General features: G+C 72.6%; 14 protein-coding genes and 1 pseudogene. 7 read left to right on the top strand and 8 right to left on the bottom strand.

Annotated elements, in window-relative coordinates; genetic code table 11:
• The 4 genes from ACFYW3_RS15555 to ACFYW3_RS15570 are packed head-to-tail and all read right to left on the bottom strand — an operon-like array spanning position 1 to position 3,048.
• On the bottom strand, positions 1-675 hold the full coding sequence (locus ACFYW3_RS15555; protein ID WP_389386526.1) for an urease accessory protein UreF: 675 nt from the start codon (positions 673-675) through the stop codon (positions 1-3).
• 31 nt (positions 676-706) lie between these two features.
• On the bottom strand, positions 707-2,428 hold the full coding sequence (locus ACFYW3_RS15560; RefSeq protein ID WP_389386527.1) for an urease subunit alpha: 1,722 nt from the start codon (positions 2,426-2,428) through the stop codon (positions 707-709).
• A complete protein-coding gene (locus tag ACFYW3_RS15565) occupies positions 2,421-2,732 on the bottom strand; it encodes an urease subunit beta (protein WP_266951686.1) in 312 nt (103 codons plus the stop codon). Before ACFYW3_RS15565 ends, ACFYW3_RS15560 begins: the two co-directional genes overlap by 8 nt.
• Positions 2,733-2,745: 13 nt before the next feature.
• Positions 2,746-3,048 (bottom strand): urease subunit gamma, encoded by a 303-nt coding sequence (locus ACFYW3_RS15570; RefSeq protein ID WP_053683293.1) that lies wholly within the window; start codon positions 3,046-3,048, stop codon positions 2,746-2,748.
• Between the two features lie 306 nt (positions 3,049-3,354).
• Here ACFYW3_RS15570 and ACFYW3_RS15575 point away from each other — a divergent pair, with 306 nt between their 5' ends.
• Positions 3,355-3,747 carry a VOC family protein gene (locus ACFYW3_RS15575; RefSeq protein WP_389386528.1) on the top strand — a complete coding sequence of 131 codons (393 nt, stop codon included), beginning with the start codon at positions 3,355-3,357 and terminating at the stop codon, positions 3,745-3,747.
• A gap of 73 nt (positions 3,748-3,820) precedes the next feature.
• On the opposite strand, the gene ACFYW3_RS15580 is transcribed toward ACFYW3_RS15575, so the two are convergent.
• On the bottom strand, positions 3,821-4,270 hold the full coding sequence (locus ACFYW3_RS15580) for an ATP-binding protein (protein WP_351372775.1): 450 nt from the start codon (positions 4,268-4,270) through the stop codon (positions 3,821-3,823).
• 197 nt (positions 4,271-4,467) lie between these two features.
• Between ACFYW3_RS15580 and ACFYW3_RS15585 the strand changes: the two genes are divergently transcribed.
• Complete coding sequence (locus tag ACFYW3_RS15585; protein ID WP_351754453.1) at positions 4,468-5,349, top strand: helix-turn-helix transcriptional regulator; 882 nt, start codon at positions 4,468-4,470, stop codon at positions 5,347-5,349.
• A 12-nt stretch (positions 5,350-5,361) separates the two neighbouring features.
• On the top strand, positions 5,362-5,583 hold the full coding sequence (locus tag ACFYW3_RS15590; RefSeq protein ID WP_389386529.1) for a DUF397 domain-containing protein: 222 nt from the start codon (positions 5,362-5,364) through the stop codon (positions 5,581-5,583).
• A gap of 22 nt (positions 5,584-5,605) precedes the next feature.
• On the opposite strand, the gene ACFYW3_RS15595 is transcribed toward ACFYW3_RS15590, so the two are convergent.
• Positions 5,606-6,778, bottom strand: coding sequence for an 8-amino-7-oxononanoate synthase (locus ACFYW3_RS15595; RefSeq protein ID WP_389386530.1), 1,173 nt, complete (start codon positions 6,776-6,778; stop codon positions 5,606-5,608).
• Positions 6,779-6,933: 155 nt separating this feature from the next.
• Between ACFYW3_RS15595 and bioB the strand changes: the two genes are divergently transcribed.
• Genes bioB through bioD form a run of 3 tightly spaced genes read left to right on the top strand, consistent with a single transcriptional unit; the run spans position 6,934 to position 10,260 of the window.
• Positions 6,934-8,187 (top strand): biotin synthase BioB, encoded by a 1,254-nt coding sequence (gene bioB / locus ACFYW3_RS15600; protein WP_389386531.1) that lies wholly within the window; start codon positions 6,934-6,936, stop codon positions 8,185-8,187.
• Positions 8,180-9,535 (top strand): adenosylmethionine--8-amino-7-oxononanoate transaminase, encoded by a 1,356-nt coding sequence (locus ACFYW3_RS15605; RefSeq protein WP_389386532.1) that lies wholly within the window; start codon positions 8,180-8,182, stop codon positions 9,533-9,535. The genes bioB and ACFYW3_RS15605 overlap by 8 nt, the downstream gene beginning before the upstream one ends.
• 5 nt (positions 9,536-9,540) lie before the next feature.
• Positions 9,541-10,260, top strand: a complete 720-nt coding sequence (bioD, locus tag ACFYW3_RS15610; RefSeq protein WP_389386533.1) for a dethiobiotin synthase — start codon at positions 9,541-9,543, stop codon at positions 10,258-10,260.
• Between the two features lie 165 nt (positions 10,261-10,425).
• Here the strand turns inward: bioD and ACFYW3_RS15615 are convergent, their stop codons facing one another.
• On the bottom strand, positions 10,426-11,064 hold the full coding sequence (locus ACFYW3_RS15615; protein WP_389386534.1) for a hypothetical protein: 639 nt from the start codon (positions 11,062-11,064) through the stop codon (positions 10,426-10,428).
• Positions 11,065-11,388: 324 nt separating this feature from the next.
• On the opposite strand from ACFYW3_RS15615, the gene ACFYW3_RS15620 reads away from it, so the two are divergent.
• Positions 11,389-12,048 (top strand): class I SAM-dependent methyltransferase, encoded by a 660-nt coding sequence (locus tag ACFYW3_RS15620; RefSeq protein ID WP_351755222.1) that lies wholly within the window; start codon positions 11,389-11,391, stop codon positions 12,046-12,048.
• Between the two features lie 210 nt (positions 12,049-12,258).
• Here the strand turns inward: ACFYW3_RS15620 and ACFYW3_RS15625 are convergent.
• Positions 12,259-12,433, bottom strand: a pseudogene (locus ACFYW3_RS15625) (GNAT family N-acetyltransferase); the annotation flags it as partial.
• Positions 12,434-12,447 lie beyond the last annotated feature (14 nt).

Below are 12,447 nucleotides of genomic sequence, written 5' to 3' on the forward strand. Positions count from 1 at the left end.
TCAGGACGCGAAGAGCCGTACCGGCCAGGCGGCATGGACCTGGGCCGAGATGTCCAGCAGCGGTGAGGAGGCGGCGGGCAGGGCTCGCGTCCCCTCGTCGCGGGCGCGCCGGGCCGCCTCGGTGGCCCGCGCGGACACGGCGTCGAGCTCGGGTGCGAGTCGGGCCAGTACGGCGCTCGCCTCGAAGGGGTCGAGGCCGAGCAGGCGCACGGTCGCGGTGGCGGGCCCGCTGACGCTCTCGTACGCGGCCACGTGCGCGGCGTCCGAAGGCCCGAGTCCGGCCGCCCGGGCGGTGACGCCGAGGACCACGGGCTGGTGGGCGCCGCGCGGGAAGGCGGCGGCGAGGGCGTCCAGTTCGTCGGCCGGCCAGGTCGCGCGGGCGGCCCGCAGCAGTTGCCTGCCGAGCCTGCGCGCGGCGGTGCGCAGTGCGGGCGAGGGGGTGCGGGCGTCGGCGGCGGCGTCGAGTTCGACGGGGTCGAGGCCGAGGGCGGCGGCGGCCGCGAGCCCGGCGGCGACGAGCCCGGAGGTGTGCAGCCGGCCCCGGCAGAAGTCCGCGAGGGTGGCCGCGTCGTGGATCCGGCCCGCCTTGCAGGCGGCCTCCGCCCCGCCGGAGTGGGCGTGCCCTCCGGCGGGGAAGCGGCCGTCCGCGAGGACGAGCAGTGCGGCGAGGCTCATCGGGTGCGGCCCCCGGTCGTGCGGGCGCGCATCAGAAGAGGAAGTATCGCTGGGCCATGGGAAGTTCGGTCGCGGGAGCCGGCTCCACGACCTCCCCGTCGATGCTGACGGTGAAGGTGTCGGCGTCCACCTCGACCCTCGGCATGGCGTCGTTGTTGCGCATGTCGGCCTTCGTCACCTTGCGGGTGCTCTCGATGGCCGTGAACCGCTTGCCGAGTCCGAGCCGTTCGGGCAGCCCGTCGTCGAGCGCGGCCTGCGCGGTGAAGTTCAGGGAGTTCAGGGCGGGGGCCCGCCCCAGATGGCCGAACATGGGGCGGGGCAGCACGGGCTGGGGGGTGGGGATGGAGGCGTTGGCGTCGCCCATCTGCGCGTAGGCGATCTGGCCGCCCTTGATGACCAGTTCGGGCTTGACGCCGAAGAAGGCCGGCTGCCACAGCACCAGGTCGGCCAGCTTGCCGGGTTCCACCGAGCCGATCTCGCGGGCGAGGCCCTGGGCCACGGCCGGGTTGATCGTGTACTTGGCGACGTAGCGGCGGGCGCGGTGGTTGTCGGCCGGTCCGTCGCCCGGCAGGAATCCCCGGCGCTTCTTCATCACGTGGGCGGTCTGCCAGGTGCGCATGATCACCTCTCCGACCCGGCCCATGGCCTGGGAGTCGGAGGAGATGATGGAGATGGCTCCGAGGTCGTGCAGGACGTCCTCGGCGGCGATGGTCGAGGGCCTGATCCGCGACTCGGCGAAGGCGAGGTCCTCGGGCACCGCCGGGTTGAGGTGGTGGCAGACCATGAGCATGTCGAGGTGTTCCTCGACGGTGTTGACGGTGTGCGGCCGGGTCGGGTTGGTGGAGCTGGGCAGTATGTTCGGCTCGGACACCACGGTGATGATGTCGGGTGCGTGCCCGCCGCCCGCGCCCTCGGTGTGGTACGAGTGGATGGTGCGGCCGGCGATCGCGGCGAGGGTGTCCGCGACGAACCCGGCCTCGTTGAGCGTGTCGGTGTGGATGGCCACCTGGGCGCCCGTCTCCTCACAGACTCCGAGGCAGGCGTCGATGGCGGCGGGGGTCGCCCCCCAGTCCTCGTGGATCTTGAATCCCAGTGCTCCGCCGCGCAGTTGGGAGTACATGCCCTCGCGGGACATGGTGTTGCCCTTGCCGAGCAGGCCGATGTTGACGGGGTAGGCCTCCAGCGCCGCGAACATCCTCGCCAGGTGCCAGGGTCCGGGGGTGACAGTGGTGGCCTTGGAGCCCTCGGCGGGTCCGGTTCCGCCGCCGACGAGGGTGGTGATGCCGGAGGCGAGGGCCTCGTCGATGACCGTCGGGGAGATGAAGTGGACGTGGGCGTCGATGGCACCGGCCGTGACGATCTTCCCGTTGCCCGCGATGATCTCGGTCTCGGGGCCGATGGCGAGGGCGGGGTCCACCCCGTCCATGGTGTCGGGGTTGCCGGCCTTGCCGATGCCGCAGATCCGGCCGTCCCGGATGCCCAGGTCGGCCTTGACGACGCCCCAGTGGTCGAGGACGACGACGCCGGTGATCACCGTGTCGGGGGCGCCCTCGGCGCGCGTGGTGCGCGCCTGGCCCATGGATTCGCGGATGACCTTGCCGCCGCCGAACACGGCCTCGTCGCCGGAGCGTCCGGGTCCGCCGCTCAGGTCCTCTTCGATCTCCACGAAGAGGTCGGTGTCGGCGAGCCGGATCCGGTCACCCGCCGTCGGCCCGAAGAGGTCGGCGTACACCTGGCGTGACAGCTCAGCCATCGAGGGGTCCCCCGGTCTCCCCGCGCAGCCCCGGCACGGTCCGCAGTCCGCCCAGCGGTACGAGTTCCACCGCGACCGGGATGCCCGGCTCGAAGCGGACCGCGGTACCGGCGGCGATGTTGAGGCGGAGCCCGCGGGCGGCGGAGCGGTCGAAGTCGAGGCCCGGATTGACCTCGGCGAAGTGGTAGTGCGAGCCGACCTGAACGGGTCGGTCGGCGGCGTTGAGCACGGTGAGACGGGTGACGGGACGGCCCTCGTTGAGGCGCACCGGACCGTCCCCGAAGCGGATTTCGCCGGGGATCATGCGGGGCTCCTCCTCAGACGATCGGGTCGTGGACGGTGACGAGCTTGGTGCCGTCCGGGAAGGTCGCCTCGACCTGCACGTCGTGGATCATCTCGGGGATCCCCTCCATGACCTCCTCACGCGCCAGCACGGTGCGTCCGGAGGCCATCAGCTCGGCCACCGTCCGCCCGTCCCGGGCGCCTTCGAGGATGTGCGAGGTGATGAGGGCCACCGCCTCGGGGTGGTTGAGGCGCACCCCGCGCGCCCTGCGCTTCTCGGCCACGTCCGCCGCCACGTGGATGAGCAGTCTCTCCTGCTCGTGCGGTGTCAATTGCACTCGTGTTCACCATGCTTCCAGGACAAGATCAACGCCGCGCCGACGCGACCCTATCGGCCGTCAACACTTTGTTGACCTGGGCATTTCCGTGCCAAGCGTGTCTTGTCCAACGCAGAGGGAGGCTTTCCGTTCCGATCACCGTCGCTTTGCCGGCGCATGGGTGATCATTGACGGAAGACCGCGGACGCCCACGCTAGGGTCCGTAGTTTTCCGCCGCGTTAACGCACGTTTCGTGGAGGCACCCGGTTCGCCCGGCGCGGGGACTGCGCCCGGTTCCGTATACGGAACCTTCCTCCGAGGAGAGTCATGTTTCTCAACCCTGTCCGCCACATCACCTTCGACGCCCTCGACCCCTACAGGATCGCGGAGTTCTGGTCGGCCGTGACCGGTTACCCGATCCATCCGGACGACGTGGAGGGCGACGACGAGATCCTGCTGGAGTCGGGACAGCCCGGCGTCCCGGGTCTGCTGTTCATCCGCGTGCCGGACGCCAAGTCCGTGAAGAACCGGGTCCACCTGGACATCCAGCCGCCCACCGGGACGCGCGACGAGACCGTGGCGCGGCTGACCGGGCTCGGGGCGCGGATCGTGGACGACCGGCGGGCCGAGGACGGGGTCCTCGGCTGGGTCGTGCTCGCCGACCCCGAGGGGAACGAACTGTGCATCGAGCGCGGCGTCGAGGAGCGCGCCGCCTCCTGAGTCGGGTGGTCGCGGGGCCCTCGGCTCGCGGGACCCTCGGCCCGCCGCCCGCCGGCCCGGCGGGCGGGCCGCGTCAGCAGCCGGTGGGGGCCGTCGTCGCGGCGGCCACGGTCCACGGCAGCGCGATCCACACGGTCTTGCCGCCGTCCTCGGTCGGGGTGACCGACAGCCGCCCGCCCGCCTCGGCGGCCAGCCAGCGGATGATGACCATGCCCCGCCCGTTGTCCTGCTGGACCGCCGCGGGGAGCCGCCGGGGATGGCGCGGGTGACTGTCCGTCACACCGACGCGCAGCCATTCACCGCGCTCCAGCCGGACGTCGACGGTGAACGTGGGCGACTGACCGCGCGTGTGCTGGACCGCGTTGGTCGCGAGTTCCGAAACGATCAGCCGCACGGTGTCGGCCGTCTCGGATTCGTCGGGCAGTCCCCATTCACCGAGCACCTCCGCGACATACCGGCGGGCAGCGGCGACCGAGGCCGGGTCGCTCGGCAGAGTGACGGATGCTTCCTGGTGATCTGCCATGGCGACGTCCCTTTCCCACCGGGGCGTAACCGTCCCGGATCTACGCTGAGCGCCAGAGTGTCACCCATCGTGCCGCCGTTTCTGCCGATCTCCCAAGATATGCATATATCTGTCGCTCAATGCGGTGAACTCTGCTACGGAAGAGCGTATTCGGACGGCAGACTGGTGCGAGCTGTGCCGGTGGAAGGAGAGCGGGTATGCAGCACGGTCCCGCGGTGCGCCGACGCAAGCTCGGCGAGGAACTGCGTGCGCTCCGTGACCGGTCCGGACTCACCAGCGGTGAGGCGGCCCGGATCGTGGGATGGCATCAGTCGAAAATCAGCCGCATCGAGACGGGTCGCAGTGGCGCGAAGACGGCGGACATCCGGCTGCTCCTCGACGCCTACGGCGATGTGGTCAGCACGCAGCAGCGGGCCCTGTTGGAGGCCCTCGGGGCCTCGGCGGCGGGTTCGGGGGCGGGCGACGCCGCGCGCGGCCGGCAGTGGTGGCACGACTATCGGGGGCTGCTGCCGCAGGAGTACCGGGACTTCATCAGCCTGGAGGCCGGCGCCCGCGCCGCCCGGACGGTGGAACTCTCCGTGGTTCCGGGTCTGTTGCAGACGCCCGGGTACGCGCGCGCCGTGACCAGGGCGGCCCTGGGCGGGCTGCCCGAGCCGAAGGTGGACGCGCTGGTCGACGTACGACTGGCCCGGCAATCGGTACTGCGGGCCGATCCGCCGCTCCAACTGAGCGCCGTACTGGACGAGGCGGTGCTGCGGCGCCAGATCGGGGGGCCGGGGGTGATGGAGGAGCAGTTGCGACACTTGGTGACGGTGGCTCAGTTGCCGCAAGTGCGGCTCCAGGTACTGCCGTTCAGCGTGGGGGGCCATCTCGGCCTTACCGGACCGTTCGTCATCTTCTCATTTCCGAGCATCGCCGATCTGGATGTGGTGGTCCTCGACCATTTGACGAGTAGCCTCTATCTGGAGCGGAAGGAAGACCTCGAGGCGTACAGCGCCGCGTTCCGCACCATCCAGGCGCACGCCCTCCCGCCCCAGGACTCGTCGGATCTCATCAGCTCCATCGCTGACGACGCGTAAGGAGGCACCCCCGTGTCCGCAACCCCCTTGTCCAGCAGCGGACTTCTGATCAGCGCGCGGTGGCGGCGGAGCAGCCGCAGCACCGGAATGAACAACTGCGTGGAAGCGGCCGTCCTCGGCGGCGGCATGCTGGCCGTCCGTGACTCCAAACGGACGGACGGCCCGGCCGTGCTCTTCACCGGGCCTGCCTGGCAGGGCTTCCTCGCATCCGTACGGGCGGACGCTCACGTCTGACGCCCGTACGGATCGCCCCGCCTCAGCGGTCCGTGGCTCCGGCGGGAGCGGTACGAAGGATCACCCCGACGGCCCGGTCGATCTCCTCCCCCGTGAGATTCGCCCGGGCGGTCAGCCTCAGCCGGGAGATGCCGTCCGGTACGGACGGCGGCCGGAAGCACCCCACGAACAGGCCCGCCTCACGGCAGTCGGCGGCCCAGCGCAGTGCCGCCGAAGCCGACGGGGCCCGCACCGACACCACGGCCGCGTCCGGCCTGGCCGCGGCCAGGCCGGACGCGGTGAGCCGCCCGTGGAGCACGGTGGCCACCTCCCGCACCCGGTCCGCGCGCTCCGGTTCCCGCTGGAGCAGACGCAGGCTCGCGAGCGCCGCGCCCGCGGCGGCCGGAGCCAGCCCGGTGTCGAAGATGAAGGTCCGGGCCGTGTTGATCAGGTGTCGGATCACCTTCGCCGGGCCGAGCACGACCCCGCCCTGACTGCCGAGGGACTTCGACAGGGTCATCGTCGCGACCACGCCGGGCGCGCCCGCCAACCCGACGGCGTGCAACGCGCCCCGGCCGCCCTCGCCCAGGACACCGAGTCCGTGGGCGTCGTCCACGACCAGCGCCGCGCCCTCGTCGCGGCAGGCCGCCGCGTACGCGCGGAGCGGGGCGGCGTCCCCGTCCACGGAGAAGACCGAGTCGCTGACCAGCAGGGCGCGGCCCTCGTGCCCGGCGAGCGTCTTGCGCGCGATGTCCGCGTCGCCGTGCGGGGTGACCGCGATCCGGGCCCGCGAGAGGCGGCAGCCGTCGACGATCGAGGCGTGGTTGCCCGCGTCGGAGACGACGAGCGTGTCCCGGTCGCTCAGGGCGGTGACCGCCGCCAGGTTGGCCGCGTAGCCGGAGGAGAGGACCAGCGCCGCCTCGAACCCGCAGAAGGACGCCAGCTCCTGCTCGAGCCGGGCATGAAGCTCGGTCGTACCCGTCACCAGGCGTGATCCAGTGGCTCCCCCGCCCCACCGCTCGGCCGCCTCCCGCGCGCCGCGGATCGTCTCGGGATGCCGGGAAAGACCCAGGTAGTCGTTGCCGGCGAGGTCCAGGAGCGGCGAGTCGGACGGCCTCGGACGCAGCGTCCGCACCAGTCCTGCCTGCTCGCGTGCCCGCTCCTCGCCGTCGATCCAGGCGAAGACGTCCTCGGGCTCCGGGGTGTGCTCGGTCATCGGCGGTCCTCGCGTTTTGTCGGCTGTCGACAGATCTGCTCGACCCTAGCCGCCGCCGCTCGCGGGGCAGATGTGGCGATCCACACACTCCGATCTGGCCATGTTGTCTGATCTCTCCTTGGCCGGGAGTACCGGTGTGGGCCAGGATCAGCCTCATGGACCTGCTGAACACCCTGGTGGACAAGGGGCTGCGGCGCGAGCTGCCGACCCGCGAAGAGGCGCTCGCCGTACTGGCGACCTCGGACGACGAACTGCTCGACGTGGTGACCGCGGCCGGCAAGGTACGCCGCCAGTGGTTCGGCCGTCGAGTGAAGCTGAACTACCTGGTCAACCTGAAGTCGGGCCTCTGCCCGGAGGACTGCTCGTACTGTTCCCAGCGCCTGGGTTCGAAGGCGGAGATCCTCAAGTACACGTGGCTGAAACCGGAGGAGGCCTCCCAGGCGGCCGCGGCCGGCGTCGCGGGCGGCGCCAAGCGGGTCTGTCTGGTGGCGAGCGGGCGCGGTCCGACGGACCGTGACGTCGACCGGGTCGGCAAGACCATCGAGGCGATCAAGGAGCAGAACGAGGGCATCGAGGTCTGTGCCTGCCTGGGCCTGCTCTCGGACGGTCAGGCGGAGCGTCTGAAGGACGCGGGTGCGGATGCCTACAACCACAACCTCAACACCTCCGAGGCCACGTACGGCCAGATCACCAAGACCCACACGTACGCCGACCGCGTCGACACGGTGCAGAGGGCGCACGCCGCCGGCCTGTCCGCCTGCTCCGGCCTGATCGCGGGCATGGGCGAGAGCGACGAGGACCTCGTCGACGTCGTCTACTCGCTGCGTGAGCTGGACCCGGACTCGGTGCCGGTCAACTTCCTGATCCCCTTCGAGGGCACGCCGCTGGCCAAGGAGTGGAACCTCACCCCGCAGCGCTGCCTGCGGATCCTGGCGATGGTGCGGTTCGTCTGCCCCGACGTCGAGGTCCGGCTCGCGGGCGGGCGCGAGGTGCACCTGCGCTCCATGCAGCCGCTGGCCCTGCACCTGGTCAACTCGATCTTCCTCGGCGACTACCTGACCAGTGAGGGCCAGGCCGGTCAGGCCGACCTGGACATGATCGCGGACGCCGGTTTCGAGGTGGAGGGCGCCGGTACGACGACCCTGCCCACGCACCGCGCCGACGCGGCGGCCGCGCCCGCCGCGGCCGGAGGCTGCGGCTCGCACGGCGGCGGCGCCTCGCTCTGCGGCCCGTCCGGGGCCGCGGACTCCGCCGAGGCGGCGGGCTGCGGTTCGGCGTGCGGCGGCTGCTCGGGGCACGCCGAGCCGGTGGCCGCGGCCCCCTCCCGGGTCGAGCCCGGTGAGGTGCGCTCGGACCTGGTGTCGGTTCGTCGACGTGGCGCGGGGACGGACATCGCCCCCAATGCCTGATCAGCACCTCGCGCCGGCCGATCGGCAGGATCCGCAGGACGGGCTGCCCGACACGCTGCGGGCAGCCGACCTGGTCGCGTTGGACCGGCAGCACGTCTGGCACCCGTACGGCCCGATGCCCGGTAAGCAGGATCCGCTGGTCGTCGCCTCCGCGTCGGGCGTGCGGCTGCGGCTCGCCGCCCCCTCCGAGGGACGCGAGGAGCTGGTCGACGGGATGTCGTCCTGGTGGTCGGCCGTCCACGGCTACAACCACCCGGTGCTGAACGAGGCCGTGACCGCCCAGTTGGGTCGGATGTCGCACGTCATGTTCGGCGGGCTCACCCACGAGCCCGCCGTCCGCCTCGCGACGAGGCTCGTCGAGATCACCCCGGCCGGCCTGGAGCACGTGTTCCTGGCCGACTCGGGTTCGGTCGCCGTCGAGGTCGCCGTGAAGATGTGCCTCCAGTACTGGCGCTCCGTCGGCCGGCCCGGCAAGACCCGCCTGCTCACCTGGCGGGGCGGATACCACGGGGACACCTGGCAGCCGATGGCCGTCTGCGACCCCGAGGGCGGAATGCACGAGCTGTGGTCGGGGCAACTGCCGCGGCAACTGTTCGCGGACGCCCCGCCGGCCGGGTTCGACGTGCCGGTGGACCCCTCGTACGTCGCCCACCTGCGCTCCCTGGTCGCGGCGCACGCCGACGAGCTGGCGGCCGTGATCGTGGAGCCCGTGGTCCAGGGCGCGGGCGGGATGCGGTTCCACAACCCGGGCTACCTCGCCGTGCTCCGGGACCTGTGCGACGAGTACGACGTCCTCCTCGTCCTGGACGAGATCGCCACCGGCTTCGGCCGCACGGGCGCGCTGTTCGCGGCGGAGCACGCGGGGATCACCCCGGACGTGATGTGTCTGGGCAAAGCTCTGACCGGCGGATACGTCACCCTGTCCGCGACGCTCTGCACCGAGCGGGTGGCCGACGGGATCTCCCGCGGCGAGGTGCCCGTGCTGGCGCACGGGCCGACGTTCATGGGCAACCCGCTCGCGACGGCGGTGGCGAACGCCTCGATCGACCTGCTGCTGAGCCAGGACTGGCAACGGGAGATCAAGCGCCTCGAAGCCGGTCTCGTGGCGGGCCTGGAACCGGCCCGGGCGCTTCCCGGCGTCCGGGACGTCCGGGTCCTCGGCGCGATCGGTGTCATCCAACTCGACCACCCCGTGGACATGGCCGCCGCCACCCGGGCGGCCGTCCGGGAAGGGGTCTGGTTGCGCCCGTTCCGCGATCTGATCTACACGATGCCTCCGTTCGTGACGGGCGACGCCGACGTGGCGCGCATCTGCCGTGCGGTGTGCGCAGCGGCCCGGGAGGGCTGACCCACATGACGATCCTGATGATCTCCGGCACCGGTACGGAAATCGGCAAGACGGTGACGACCGCGGCCATCGCGACGGCCGCGACGGCCGCCGGCCTGACCGTGGCGGTGCTCAAGCCGGCTCAGACCGGCGTCGGTCCCGACGAACCGGGCGACGCGGCGGAAGTCGCCCGGCTGGCCGGTCCGTCCGTGACCGCCGAGGAACTGGCCCGCTATCCCGAGCCCCTGGCGCCCGACACGGCGGCCCGGCGCTCGGGGCTCACCCCGGTCTCGCCCCGAGCCGTCGCCGAGGCCGCGCACCGGCTCGACCTCTCGCACGACCTGGTCCTGGTCGAGGGGGCGGGCGGGCTGCTGGTCCGCTTCGACGAGGAGGGCAACACCCTGGCCGACGCGGCGCGCCTGCTCGACGCCCCCGTGCTGATCGTCGCCCCGGCGGGGCTCGGCACGCTGAACGCCACCACCCTCACCGCCGAGGCCCTGCGGGCCCGTTCGTTGACCCCGTGGGGCGTGGTGGTCGGCAGTTGGCCCGCCGATCCGGACCTGGCCTCGCGATGCAACCTTGCCGACCTGCCGAAGTCCGCGGGTGTGCCCCTGATGGGCGCGGTCCCGGAGGGCTCGGGCGCCTTGGCCCCGGCCGAGTTCCGTACGGCGGCCCCCACATGGCTGGGGCCGATGCTCCACGGCACCTGGTCGGAACCGGCGTTCCTGCGGACCTGGCAGCCCTGACCGCCGACCCGCGCCGGTCGCGCGGGAGCCCGAGGGGCCGGTCGCGCGGGAGTCTGCCGCACCGGTCGCGCGGCGGGCCCGGAGCGGATGGACCGGCGGCTCCCGTCGGGGCGCGGGGGCGCGGCTCGGGCAAGGCACGGACCGCGCACCCGGCGTGCGTTCGGGTCAGTGCCCGCCCTTCGGCTCCAGGCAGCCGCCCTCCATGTACACGCCGTGCCCCTCCACCGTGAGGCCGCCGCCGGCCGTCCACCGCCCGGTCACGCACGGGCCGGCTTCCGGGATGAACAGCGCGAACCCCAGCGTTCCCCCGCTCCGGTACACCTCGTTGCCGCTGACGGAGTACCCGAGTTCCTTCAGGGATCCGGCCAGTTCCGCCTCTCCGCTCGGGGCGGTCTTGCCGGCGCCGGTCAACGCCGCCTTGATCCGAGCGCCGTGGGCGTCGGCTCGGCACCGGCTCTCGGCGGAGAGCGTGCCTTGCGTCTTGTAGCCGTGGTTCTCCGCGTACTTGCGTGCCTCGGGGTCCGTCGGCAGCTCCCGCGACGACTCCCCGCCGTTCGTGCCGCCGTTCGTGCCGTCGTCCTGCGGGTCGGCCGATGTCTCGGCCGCCTTCGCCGCGCACCGCGCGGCCACGTCGGGGAAGAGCCGGTCGTGGCGGGCCGATCCCGACGCGACCGGGTCGGGGGAACCCGCCGCGGTCGGCGTCGTGTTCCCGGCGCTCCCCGCCTTGGTGGTGCCGCAGGCGGTCAGCGCCGGCAGCGCCGCGGCGAGCAACACCACTGCCGCCCAGGTCATTCGAGAGGTCACGACGTCTCCACATCCCCGGAGGGAGCGTCAGGCCCCGACGACCGGGGCGAACAACCGATTATCGCCTTCCCCGACGGTGACGGCCGTGGGGGCCCCTGGACCGCGCCCGCCACGACCCCGCCCTCTCCCCGAGCGCACGCCATCCCCGGCCCTCCCGCCCTCGACGGTGCACCGCCGGGTACGCGGTCACCCTCCCGGCCGCCCGTCGGTCCGGCCGTGCTCCCCCGGACGACTGCGCGCCCGCGCGGTTTCGCGGCTGCCCGAGGCGGGGAACAGCCCGACAGGGCAACCGCACCAGCCGCCACCCCCGCTTGGAGGCACGCCATGCCCCGCCGACCCGCCGACCCGGTCCACCACCCGCACTTCGCCCGTTTCTACGCCCGCCTCAGCACCGCCGCCGAGACCCGCGGCGGCATCGGCCCGCTCCGCGAGGAACTGCTGCACGGCGTGTCCGGTCGCGTCATCGAGATCGGCGCCGGCAACGGCCTCAACTTCGCGCACTACCCCCGGGCGGTCTCCGAGGTGGTCGCCGTCGAACCGGAGCGCTCCCTGCGCCGACTCGCCGCGGCGGCCGCGCTGCGCGCCGATGTCCCGGTGGACCTCGTGCCCGGCGTCGCCGAGGCGCTGCCGGTCAAGAGCGAGGCCTTCGACGTGGCCGTGGCCTCGTTGGTGCTGTGCACCGTACGCAGCCTCCCCCGCGCCCTCGCGGAACTGCACCGGGTGCTCCGCCCCGGCGCCGAGCTGCGGTTCTTCGAGCACGGTCTGGCGCCCGGCCCCGGCATGGGCTCCGTCCAGCGGATGCTCGACCGGACCGTCTGGCCCCGGCTCTTCGGCGGCTGCCACACGGCCCGCGACCCGCTCGCCGCGATCGAGGCGGCCGGCTTCCGGATCGTCTCGCACCGCGCCTTCCGGCTGCCGGAACGCGGCCCGGCGCTCCCCACCTCGTACTGCGTCATCGGCTCGGCCCGCCGCGTGGAGGACTAGGGCCTGTCGTCACAGTGGCGTCGTCGCCCGAAGGGCGGCCTCGCGGTGTCTGGTGCGTGCTCTCGGCGTGCCGGGCGGAAGCCCGCGTACTGGACGCACTTGGGCTTTCGCCCGGTGCGGCGAGAGTGCGTGCCAGGCGTCGCGAGGCAGACGACACTTTGACGACAGGCCCTAGGGGAACAGCGGGGCCGGGGTGCGGCCGGCCCCTTCGACGAGCCCGCCGTCGCGGCGGGCGATGAGGAGTGCGTGCGGGTCACGGGCGTGGAGCAGCTCGATTCCCGCGAGGTCGTCGGAGATGCTTGTCCCTTCGGCGGCCGTCTTCCAGAGGGCCGGTACCTCGGCGAAGGTCTGGCGGGGAGGCGGGTCCGATGTGAAGATCGTCCATGCTCCGGATCCCGT

Origin of the sequence: Streptomyces sp. NPDC002602 (genome assembly GCF_042889445.1) — a bacterium.
Classification (GTDB): Bacteria; Actinomycetota; Actinomycetes; order Streptomycetales; family Streptomycetaceae; genus Streptomyces.

Coding starts and splice junctions, on each gene's coding strand:
- ACFYW3_RS15580 (WP_351372775.1), bottom strand. CDS start 4,270: ATGGCAGATCACCAGGAAGCATCCGTCACTCTGCCGAGCGACCCGGCC.
- ACFYW3_RS15560 (WP_389386527.1), bottom strand. CDS start 2,428: ATGGCTGAGCTGTCACGCCAGGTGTACGCCGACCTCTTCGGGCCGACG.
- ACFYW3_RS15565 (WP_266951686.1), bottom strand. CDS start 2,732: ATGATCCCCGGCGAAATCCGCTTCGGGGACGGTCCGGTGCGCCTCAAC.
- bioB (WP_389386531.1), top strand. CDS start 6,934: ATGGACCTGCTGAACACCCTGGTGGACAAGGGGCTGCGGCGCGAGCTG.
- ACFYW3_RS15605 (WP_389386532.1), top strand. CDS start 8,180: ATGCCTGATCAGCACCTCGCGCCGGCCGATCGGCAGGATCCGCAGGAC.
- ACFYW3_RS15555 (WP_389386526.1), bottom strand. CDS start 675: ATGAGCCTCGCCGCACTGCTCGTCCTCGCGGACGGCCGCTTCCCCGCC.
- bioD (WP_389386533.1), top strand. CDS start 9,541: ATGACGATCCTGATGATCTCCGGCACCGGTACGGAAATCGGCAAGACG.
- ACFYW3_RS15620 (WP_351755222.1), top strand. CDS start 11,389: ATGCCCCGCCGACCCGCCGACCCGGTCCACCACCCGCACTTCGCCCGT.
- ACFYW3_RS15575 (WP_389386528.1), top strand. CDS start 3,355: ATGTTTCTCAACCCTGTCCGCCACATCACCTTCGACGCCCTCGACCCC.
- ACFYW3_RS15585 (WP_351754453.1), top strand. CDS start 4,468: ATGCAGCACGGTCCCGCGGTGCGCCGACGCAAGCTCGGCGAGGAACTG.
- ACFYW3_RS15595 (WP_389386530.1), bottom strand. CDS start 6,778: ATGACCGAGCACACCCCGGAGCCCGAGGACGTCTTCGCCTGGATCGAC.